A 10645-nucleotide genomic window follows, 5' to 3' on the forward strand; every position below is an offset into this window, starting at 1 on the left:
GATCCCCTGCCGTTTATCTTCTCCACCCTCCTGCCGCGGATCTCCACCTTTTGCAAACGTTGTGTTAATGGATTTTAAAAACTAATAATTTTAGCTTTATTTTGCTAATAATATTAGTATTTATTAATTAAACGATAGTTATATGAAAGTATTGAACATAACCCTGCCATTCTTTAATACCAGCATCCCCGCGGGATTCCCCGCTCCTGTATCCGATTCGGGGGAAGAACAAATTGACCTCTCCCGGATCCTGCAGCCAAACCCTGCTTCTTCCTTCATTATCAGGGTAAAGGGCGATAGCATGACAGACGCCAGTATTCCCGATGGCTGCATGGCTATTGTAGACCGCTCTATCCGCCCGTCAACGGGAGATATTGTGGTAGCGGCACTCAATGGAGAATATACAGTAAAGCGGCTCGTGAAAGCAGGCCGCAGTTGGGTACTACATCCCGAAAACGCATTCTATAAACCCATAGTGATAACAGAAGATTCAGACTTCCAGGTATGGGGCGTGGTAACCGCCGTGATCGTGGATATGCGAAAATAACCGGGTGATACTGTGGCTGTATGACAGCTGTTGCTATCGCGATGAAAATAAAAGTATCTTTATCAGATTTAGATCCATATGTGTTACGATATCGCTTTTACATCCAGTATAGAGAGCATTTACAAATACCTGCCGCGGCTTAAGCGCAACGGCAACCTGGATATCCACTTCGACCCTACCTGGCATAAGATCGGCATGTCTTACCCTCAATGGCCGGTAATCACCAATAACAACGGCTTCAGGCTGGAAAAATATACATGGGGACCAGTACCAAAAATGCTGGATACCCCCGAAAAAGTAAAACGCCAGCGGCAACTTTTCCTGAACGCCCGCAGTGAAAAAGTACTGGAAAACGGTACCATGTGGAATGCCATCCGGCACCAGCGCTGCCTGGTACCCGCTACCGGCTTCTTCGAATACCGGCAGATACCAGGTTGGAAAAATAAAGTAGCCTACTATATAAAACCCAAAGAACAGGAACTCTTTTTTATTGCAGGGCTATGGGCCATGTCCAACTCCTGGGATGTGGATAAACCCGCACGTATTCCCACCTTCACTTTACTAACACGCGCCGCCAATCCATTGATGGCGCAGATCCACAACGGAGGCGACAATGCCGGCAGAATGCCCATGATGCTTACTACGGATCTGGCTGAACAATGGCTGCACCCGGAGATAACGGATACGGATATACGTGAAATTATACAGTATGAACTGCCACACACACAGCTGGAATACTGGCCTGTGAACTCTGTAAGGAAAGTGAAACCTGATGATGCCGCCATCATACACCCGGTAGCTTATGAAAATTTACCTGCCCTGCAGGTGTAAATAACCGGAAACGTAAGGATAATCATTAAAAAAGCGGGCGCCCCTCTCACAAGGCGTCCGCTTATATTGTTACGTTATCAATTACTTATTTTGCTATTACCCCTGCAGGTACGCTGCCATCTGTATTATCCAGCTGCAATCCCAGCAGCTGTGCTACCAGCGGCGCCACATCCGTTACATTCATCTCCTTTACATGACCACCTGGCGCTATTCCAGCCCCGGAGGCCACAAACCCGGTTTGTATCTCCTTAAAATCCGGGAAATAACCATGCGTTCCTCCCTTGGCCGGCCTCACCAGTTCACCGGTGGCGCCGCCTCCAATGGTTATGCCATCTACTGCGGAAATAGCCATTGCTGCATGAGGATCTGCTCCTACGGCATCCAGTTGCTTACGACTGATGATACGGAATAGCTGCTGCTGCGCAGCCGGTAATGCCTTCAGCAATGCCAGTACTTTTTGCTCCGTGGCTTTATCCTTCGGATCCTTCAGATGCAGGAAAGCCGAACCGCCGGAAGAAAAGAACTGTGCTTTCCAGTCGCCCGTTTTTGCATTGTTCAGCAAACCATTCTGCGCCAGCAACACATTAGGCGAAAAGCTGCGGGCGATATTCACAAACCCATGATCGCCGGTAACTATAATGGCTGTATTTTCGTATATACCTGCCCGTTTCAACGCTTCTATAATAGTACCCAGTGCCCTGTCCGCCCCTGCTACCGCCTTCCTCACCAGCAATCCATCACGGCCCTGCTCATGTTCATAATGGTCTGTACAGGCCAGGTGCAGCGTGGTAAAAGCCGGTTTATAAGTGGCAATCAGATAGGCGCTCATACGCGCCACATTTTCATCCAGGATCATTTCATCATCTTCCATGGTGAAGTCGTTCGCCAACAGCTTACCCGTGGCATGCTCCTGCACTTCCTGCCACAGCGACACCGGATTGGTAACCGTAGCCATCAGTTCCCGCCTGTCTTTTTTACCTATAGGCCATATATCAGGTATATTATAATCGATGGGTGCGCCCACGGATACAGGCCATATCACGTTGGCCGATTTCTTACCCGCCTTATGCACTGCATCAAATAAGGTAGGCACTTTGATACTGTCGTAATAAAAATACCAGATGCCGGTGGCGCCCCGGGGCTCAAACGGCGTGTTGTAATAAATACCATGTTTGGCCGGGGTTACGCCTGTGATCAGCGAGGTATGATTGGGATAGGTAACAGTAGGAAATACACTGTTTACCCCATCTGCATAGGCGCCGCTGTTTTTCATTGCCCGCAGGTTTACCATGCCCCATGAAGCATCTGTATAAAAATCAGGCCGGAAGCCATCAATGGTAATCAGCACTACGTGTGCGGCCCGCTGCGCATAGGAAGCGAAGCCCATCATCAACAGCAATGCTATACCGGTAATCTTCTTCATACTATTTATATTTTACTTTATTTCCAGTCCGGGTTCTGCACCAGTTTAGGATTTAATACAAGTTCATTATACGGTATCGGGTATACGTATTTATAATCTTCCCACTGACGCTCAATATTATTCAGCCAGATAAGATTACCACTGGTGCCGGCAGATAATTTGGTCTGGTCGTCATCAATCAGGAAGTAATACACTCCCGGTACTTTGGTAGCCGGCGTTTTCTTCACAAAAGATACATCGGGTTTTCCATCTTCATTCAAATCCATCAGGGCGTCCATAGCCGGTACATACAATCCAATATAAGGCTTCAGCAACAAAGGTCCAAGTCCCCAGCGTACCAGGTCATAAAAACGGAACCCTTCCAGGATCAGCTCTGTTCCTCTTTCGCGGCGTACTTCCAGCAACGCGGCATCTGTTACGCTTGCGTTAACATTCGGATGCGCTGTTTTATCCCTGAAATAATCAACGAGGTAAGGATCCGCTGTTAACGGCATATCGGTGTTTTGTAAACCGGCGCGTGCTCTCAGCAGTTTTATGGTAGTATTCCAGTCTGCTGCACTGAGCGCGCCCAGCTCTGCTTTGGCTTCTGCCTTATTCAGCAATACTTCTGCATAACGGATAATAGGTACAGAGTTGTTATTCTCTGCTACGCCATCTGTAGCCTTTGAGTCAACAGTGAATTTCAGGGGCTGATAACCGGTGTAAGTATAGGTAAAATCAGGCGGCGCAATTTGCCCCTCGCGGCTGTATTTCCCCATGCGGATGGTTTGCTGCAAACGCAGGTCCCTGTTCTTCACTTCTTCATTGAAGGGCAGGTTATCATAACCGGCTTTGTCTGTAAAGCGGCTGCCGTCAATATTCAGGTAGGTATCGGTAAAGGTTTTTACCAGGCTGATCCTGTTGCCGTAGGTGGCGCTGGTAAAATACCAGTTGGCATCGTTGAACACACGTAGGCTTTTGTTACATACATAAGCCAGGATCACTTCACTGGCATTTGGTGTTTCATTGATGAACAGGTTGCGGTAATTCATAGTGGCCTCGCCGGCGGTGTTCAGGGTATACAACCCGCTCTTGATCACTTCGTCTGCAGCGCTTACTGCGGCGTTCAGCCAGGTATCTGCACCGGGTACAGGTGTTCCGGGGCGGTGCTTACGGTAAGTACCTTCAAATAAACACACGCGCGATTTATACGCCAGCGCTACCCAGCGGGTGATCTGTGAACAGGTGTTATCTTTTTTGTTGCGGATGTTGGCACAGGCAAAATCAAGATCTGCCAGGATGCTGTCCATTACAGCAGTACGCGGATCGCGGCCTTTATACAGATCAGGATCATCAATGGTCATGGTTTTGCCATACCAGGGTACGTCGCCGAAACGCTTTACTTTTTCAAAGTAGAACATAGCGCGGAAAAAACGGGCAATACCTGCATAATGGCTTTTGGCTTCATCGGAAATCTTCGCCTGGTTGTAATGCTCCAGGAAATAGTTGATGTTGCGGAGATCTCCCCAGCTCCAGCCAGACGATTGTGTGGCCGAGTAGGCATCACGCTGGATAAAGGTGTTCACATCTTTCCCTGCCATATAATCGCTCATTACATCTCCCCTGATAATTGCATTGCCATCAGGTAATATTTTATAGAAAGAAGTAGCATACAACTGCAGATCCTGCTCTGTATTAAACGCATTGTCTGGATTCAGTTTATCAAACGGCTTCAGGTTAAGATCTTTTTTGCAAGACACCACCGCCAGGATCAATAAAAGGTAAATACTATTTTTCATCTTCATAAAAATTAGTCGTTAAAAAGTTACACTTACACCAACAGTATATGTTTTCAGCATCGGGTACGCCATTCCGTTACCGGCGCCAATACCTGCTGCATTGTTATTCAGCTCCGGATCGGAACCTTCAATCACTTCGGGGTCCAGCGTTTTCATAATACGGTACAAAGGCGACCATGTCCACAGGTTCTGACCTGTAAAAAATACTCTTGCACTTTTCATTTTGATCCTTGAAATCCATTCCTGTGGCAGGTTATAACCAACAGTAAGGTTCTTCAAACGGATATAGGCCACATTCTGTACATACTTTGATTGTTGTACAGTAAGCTCAGCATTGGAGTTGAGTGCAGTATATCCCCTGAAGCGCGGGAAGTAAGCATCGGGATTGGTTTCCGACCAGCGGTTGTCCATGATCTCCTGCGGCATCCAGCTATAAGGGCGGTTGTATTGCCCCCAGAAAAGGGAGGCATCTGTACCCGGCCACCAGTCGCGCTTACCAATGCCCTGGAAGAAAAAGTTCAGGAAGAAATTGTTCCAGTTGGCGCTACCGGTGATCCCAAAGGCATAACGGGGTTCTGTGTTACCAATCACCTGCTGATCGCCCGGTTTATCCAGGGTACCATCGCCCTGGTCTATTTTCTTGTTGCCATCCAGGTCTTTGAACCGGATATCACCCGGCAGCAGTTTGTTGGCATTGGATACACGGATGAATGACTGGTCTACATCATACTTGTTAATTTCATCCTGGCTTTGGAAGTAGCCATCGTTCACAAAACCCCACATATCTCCCACACGCATTCCTTCGTAATAGGTATTGATCAGCTTATTGGGATTATTGAAACGGGTAATGTACGACTGGTAATCAGACAGCACCACGCCAAGTGAATAAGCAAAAGGTTTGCTGCCGGCCTTAAACTGGTCGGACCAGTTCACGAATAATTCCCAGCCTTTTGTTTTCAGATCAGCATAGTTACCCTTTGGTACGCTGGCGCCAAACACAGCAGGAACAGGCAGTCCCACGGTAAACATGTTAGTGGTATTGCGGGTATATTTATCAAAGGAAACTTTCAGCCGGCTGTTCAGCAGCGCTACATCAATACCGCCATTCAGCGTAGTGGATTTTTCCCAGGTAAGTCCGTTAGGAATTACATTGGGCTGCTGCGTATAATCGGGTATCACGCCGTTGATAGCCATCTTCAGTTTGCTTACGGTCATTGTTTGCAGGAACTGGTAAGGGTTTACATTACCATTACCCAGTGCGCCATAAGAAGCCCTCAGCTTTAAATCGCTCACCGCTTTGGGCGATACGTTCCAGAACTTTTCCTTCGATACGCGCCACCCGGCAGAAGCAGAAGGAAAAAAGCCAAACTGCTGCGATTCGGGAAACTTCGAAGAACCGTCGTAACGGCCATTCACTTCCAGCAGGTAGCGTTCATCATAGTTATAGTTTACACGGAAGAAACCGCCCAGTGTACGCCACTCATAACCACCACCCGTGAGCACATAATTAAGGCCGTTCATCAGCGAAAAATCGGGCATACCCGGATTGATCAATCCATCATGCTGATAATATCTTGATTTGAACAACGTGTTTTCGTAGTTATATCCTACCAGTAATTTGAAGGTATTTTTTGCGATGCGCTGTTCATAGTCCGCATACAGGTTCATACCGGTGTAGGTAGTCCGGTCGTTCTCTTCATTCATTTTGCTTTCGCCGCGGGTAAGCGTTTGGCCCGGCGCTTTGCTGTAAGGCACCGGTGTATACAAACGGGTTTCCACGCTGGAAGTATAGGCGTAAGTAAAGTCGCCGTTTATATGCAGTTTATCATGCAGGAAGGAAGTGGTGAAACGGGAAGTATTTCTCAGCATCAGCTGGGTTTGATCGGAATAATTATTTCCGGTTAAAAAGCTGCCGAATACAATGGCCGCATTCTCCGTGAGAGAGCCATCCGGGTTTTTCAGCATGGCAATAGGAAATGCTTCATCCGAAATCCTTCTCCATACCGGCGTATTGCTGGGATGGTTGAGGATAGGAAAAAAATACGTGCGTTGGGAAAAGTCGAAGTTATTTTCCAGCTTCAGCCAGTCGAACGGCCTTACTGCGCCTTTTGCCCTTACGTTATACATTTTGAACTTGTCTGGATTGTAACGGAAAATCCCGTGCTGCGACATATACCTGCCGGAGAGATAATATTCCGATTTGGCGTTGCCCCCGGAGGCGGACAGGGTTTGCTCTGTACCGGGGTTCTGATCAGCATACAGTTCTTTGAACCAATCGGTATTACCATAATACACGTAGTTGCCGGTAGCAGGATCTATGTCTGTTTTGGGCAGGGAAGGATCGTCGTTCCTGCGTTTCAGCTCGTCGAGGTAATCCAGTGAAAAGGGGAATACGCTGTTGGCTTTAGCGGGGTGCGACTTATAATCGTTCCATGCGTAATAGGCTTCATCAAAATTTTTGGCCCACTCGTAACCGTTGGTTACAAAGTTGGGTTTAACGGTGCGGTCGTTCAGCGAATAGTTACTGGAATAAGTAAGCTGTGTATTATTCTTAGCAGGATTTTTTGTGGTGATGAGTACTACGCCAAAGCTACCGCGGGCGCCGTAAATAGCAGCAGAAGCCGCATCTTTCAATACCGTAACGCTTTCAATATCGTTGGGGTTTAATAAATTCGGATCTCCCGGTACGCCGTCAATGAGCACCAATGCGCTACCGCCTGCACCGATGGAGGTGGTACCTCTTACATTATAGGTGGCGCCGCGGATAGGCTTGCCATCTGTGATGCGTATATTCAGATTGGGCAGTACTCCCTGCAATCCTTTGGTGGCGCTGGTCATGGGTCTGTTTTCAAACACTTCCTTTCCTACCTGGTCTACCGCACCGGTGAGGTTGATCTTCTTCTGGGTACCATAACCCACCACTACTATTTCACTGAGCGCAGCAGAAGATTCCTTCATTACCACGTAGAGCGATTGTTCCTTTTGCGGATCGAGATCGTTTTTGGTGATCACCTGCGTTACATAACCTACATAGGCGATGGTAAACACAAATGGTCCCTGCACATGGGAGTCGTCAAAAGTGAATACTCCTTTTTCGTTGGTAACAGCAAATCTTTTCAGGCTATCGGGCCCGCTTTTCAGCTGTACAGATGCGCCTGGTATGGCTTGTCCTTTTTCATCTTCAATTAAACCTTTGATCCATGTTCTCTTTTGCGCCTGTGCCGGCAGCAGGTTGATAAAAGCCATCAGGAACAGCAGGCCGATAAATTTACAGCCATAAAGAAGCCTGTTGGAGCGGTTCAGGGGCAAAGCTCCGCCCTTCGCCAGCAGGTAGCGATGTGTCATAATACGCAAATATTTAGTTAGTGATTTTTTTCTATACGGTAACCTGTATTTGTTGATGTAATTTTCAAATCGTGCAGCATCGCAATACGATGCAGCACCTGTGCAAGTGAATCGGTGTCCCGGATTATCCCGGAGAAGGCGATATCGTTGAATGTGTTTGCTTTCAGTTGAATGTGTACATGATATCCCCTGGAAATAGTATCAAATACGCCGGACAACGGCACCTGGTCGAAGGTAGCGGTAAAGCCACGTAAAGCGCCATAGGCTATGGCGGGCGCAACAACCGTTTTTCCCGGGGTGGATTGCAAACGGGCCATCCCGGTAGTAATATTGCAAACAAGCGCCTGGCCCGGTGTAAGATAGCGTACCTGTTCATTGGTTTTCACCATTACCTTACCTGTATGCAGGGTTACTTTTACTTCCTTTTGTTTGGTTGCAATGGTAAAACTGGTACCTAATGCGGTGGTGGACACCCCTTCGCTCCATACCGTAAATGGCAGGGGAGCATTGGGTGCAACATTAAAATATCCCTTACCACTAAGTTGCACTATCCGGTTCTTCGCACCGAAGGGCGCTGCAAAACGGATCGCTGCATCTTTATATAATATTACCTGTGATCCATCCGGTAAATGAAGCATGCGCTGCGAGCCGGTGGTATTGGCAATAACAGTACTGTCCGGCTGCGCGGGTTGCTGTTTTACCGCTACTTTTCGTACAGGCAGCGATGTGCTGCGGAATATCCACAATGCACCTGCCGCAATAAGTACTGCTGCTGCAACAGCTGCAGCGCGCCGCAGGTATACTACGCGGTTTTTGCGTTTTATGCGGGAAGCTATTACAGCATACATTTCATTTCTTTCCCCAGCAGTAAAGGCATTGGTTTCCGGCATTTGCTGTTGCTCATACCAACGATCGTACGCTGCCTGCTCGGCTTCCGTAGCAGTTCCGTCCAGGTATCGATCCAGTAAATATTGCAGGCGCGATGGCGTCATCAGTATGGGTGTTTGCTATACTTATCACATAACCCGGCATTTACCCCCACTCCGTTTGCTCAAAAAAGAAGTAATTCATATTTAGTTAACATTGGAAAAGTTGTTTACTATAAGTTAACATGGAAACTTTTGTCCAGTAGATATCTTTGCTGCCAAAACTGAACGCTTATCTGCTCCACTGGTCAACATACATGCGATACGCTGTGGCAACAAGCCAGGAGCGGCGATACCAAAGCCTTTGAGGGATTGTACCAGGCAACAGTTGTTTCGCTCAGCAACCAGGCATTCCGGATCCTGAAAGACCGTGAACAGGTGAAGGATATTATACAGGATGTTTTTACCAGTTTATATCTCAGGAGAGATGAACTGCCCGGAGATGTTAACATCAGCGGGTACCTCAACAATGCCGTTAAATACAAAGTATCCAACCAGCTGCGCAATAAATTACTCAAAGAAAACCATCACCAGGTACTGATCAGGCAGGCACACCAGCAGGAGGTGGCGCAACCGGTTCAGCTGGAACAGCATGAGCTGAAAACCCGGATTGCCCGCAGCATTAATACACTGCCGCAAAAATGCCGTGAGGTGTTTATGCTCAGCTACTACGACAACCTGGGCTACAAAGCGATTGCACAGGAAATGGGCATCTCTGTAAAAACAGTGGAAAAACATATGAGCAAAGCGCTCCAGGTACTGCGCAGGGAGCTGAAAGAAGAACACTATCTCGGTATGCTGCTGGTAGCTATGAGTGTTTACACCGGATTATAATTTCCGCCATAACCGGGAAAAAACACCACACCATGAAATGGCTGAATCCCCCGTTCCATTCGCTGCTCCAATCCTACAAAACCCGCTACAGAAGGGCCTAAAAGCTTCGTTCAACATTCCTGGCACGCATTGGTATAATGATTGCCCGGAAAAAAGAGAACCATTTTGGATGAACACATCCGGAATATTACTCCACCTAAATGCACTACTATGGCACACCTGGAAGTTCAACCCAAAAAAAGGAGCTCTGCCTGGTTATGGCTCATCCTGGGGCTTGTTATTATTATCGCTATCCTGTTTTTACTGATGCGTGGCGGTAACAATACGCGCCAGGATACTATTATTGCTGCGGACAGCGTGGCTGTTGCACCTGCAACGGATACTGCCGTTGCACAACCATAACCAACATCTCAACTGATTCTTCATCTCAAAAAATATTACCATGTCTATTACTGAAGCTAATCGTCTTGAAGAATTAAGCGGCAGCCGTTTCGAGGTTGCTGATGGTCAGCCTGATGTCAGGCAATGGGAAGTGGAAGACCTTCACGGCCATAAACTGGGAAAAGTAGACGACCTTTTATTTAACCCCGCTTCCCGCAGGGTGCGCTACCTGGTGGTAAACCTGAAAGGTAACCGGCTTGGGCTTTCAGAGCGAAAGGTGTTGTTACCCATTGGGGTGGCCATCCTGCATGGAAAAGATGATACCATACTGCTACCCGAAGTTTCTCATATGCAGATCAACATTCTCCCGTTTTATGAAAAAGGAGTGATTGTTACACCGGATATTGAACAGGATATCCGGAATGTATTTATAACCCCGGGGGCGTATAATGATGGCAGCAGCGACTTCTACGACCACGACCAGTTCAGCCAGGAAAGGTTTTACGGATTGCGCTATCCCGGGGATAACCGCGTATAGTACTTGCCTTATATATTTGTCCGTTGATGTTAGCCCGCAAAA

At 47.6% G+C, this 10645-nt stretch carries 9 protein-coding genes; 5 read left to right on the forward strand and 4 right to left on the reverse strand.

The window, feature by feature from the left end; all coding sequences use genetic code 11:
- Window positions 1-142: 142 nt before the first annotated feature.
- Together VN105_RS03455 and VN105_RS03460 are read left to right on the forward strand one after the other, a co-directional pair.
- Window positions 143-547 (forward strand): translesion error-prone DNA polymerase V autoproteolytic subunit, encoded by a 405-nt coding sequence (locus tag VN105_RS03455; RefSeq protein ID WP_325637956.1) that lies wholly within the window; start codon window positions 143-145, stop codon window positions 545-547.
- Window positions 548-625: 78 nt separating this feature from the next.
- Entirely contained in the window at window positions 626-1378 is a 753-nt protein-coding gene (locus VN105_RS03460) for an SOS response-associated peptidase (protein WP_325637958.1), read from the forward strand.
- Between the two features lie 85 nt (window positions 1379-1463).
- On the opposite strand, the gene VN105_RS03465 is transcribed toward VN105_RS03460, so the two are convergent.
- Genes VN105_RS03465 through VN105_RS03480 form a run of 4 tightly spaced genes read right to left on the reverse strand, consistent with a single transcriptional unit; the run spans window position 1464 to window position 8916 of the window.
- Window positions 1464-2801, reverse strand: coding sequence for an ectonucleotide pyrophosphatase/phosphodiesterase (locus tag VN105_RS03465; RefSeq protein ID WP_325637960.1), 1338 nt, complete (start codon window positions 2799-2801; stop codon window positions 1464-1466).
- Window positions 2802-2818: 17 nt separating this feature from the next.
- The gene (locus tag VN105_RS03470; RefSeq protein ID WP_325637962.1) at window positions 2819-4579 is read right to left on the reverse strand and encodes a RagB/SusD family nutrient uptake outer membrane protein; all 1761 of its coding nucleotides are present in this window, start codon (window positions 4577-4579) and stop codon (window positions 2819-2821) included.
- Window positions 4580-4597: 18 nt separating this feature from the next.
- Window positions 4598-7924: a SusC/RagA family TonB-linked outer membrane protein gene (locus VN105_RS03475; protein WP_325637964.1), complete on the reverse strand. Its 3327-nt coding sequence runs from the start codon at window positions 7922-7924 to the stop codon at window positions 4598-4600.
- 17 nt (window positions 7925-7941) lie between these two features.
- Window positions 7942-8916, reverse strand: a complete 975-nt coding sequence (locus VN105_RS03480; protein ID WP_325637966.1) for a FecR family protein — start codon at window positions 8914-8916, stop codon at window positions 7942-7944.
- 201 nt (window positions 8917-9117) lie between these two features.
- Here VN105_RS03480 and VN105_RS03485 point away from each other — a divergent pair, with 201 nt between their 5' ends.
- The 3 genes from VN105_RS03485 (at window position 9118) to VN105_RS03495 (ending at window position 10603) form a co-directional block, all read left to right on the forward strand.
- Window positions 9118-9684 (forward strand): RNA polymerase sigma-70 factor, encoded by a 567-nt coding sequence (locus VN105_RS03485; RefSeq protein WP_325637972.1) that lies wholly within the window; start codon window positions 9118-9120, stop codon window positions 9682-9684.
- Window positions 9685-9894: 210 nt separating this feature from the next.
- On the forward strand, window positions 9895-10086 hold the full coding sequence (locus VN105_RS03490; protein ID WP_325637968.1) for a hypothetical protein: 192 nt from the start codon (window positions 9895-9897) through the stop codon (window positions 10084-10086).
- Window positions 10087-10126: 40 nt separating this feature from the next.
- Window positions 10127-10603, forward strand: coding sequence for a PRC-barrel domain-containing protein (locus VN105_RS03495; protein WP_325637970.1), 477 nt, complete (start codon window positions 10127-10129; stop codon window positions 10601-10603).
- Window positions 10604-10645 lie beyond the last annotated feature (42 nt).

Origin of the sequence: Chitinophaga sp. (genome assembly GCF_035564935.1) — a bacterium.
Taxonomy (GTDB): Bacteria; Bacteroidota; Bacteroidia; order Chitinophagales; family Chitinophagaceae; genus Chitinophaga.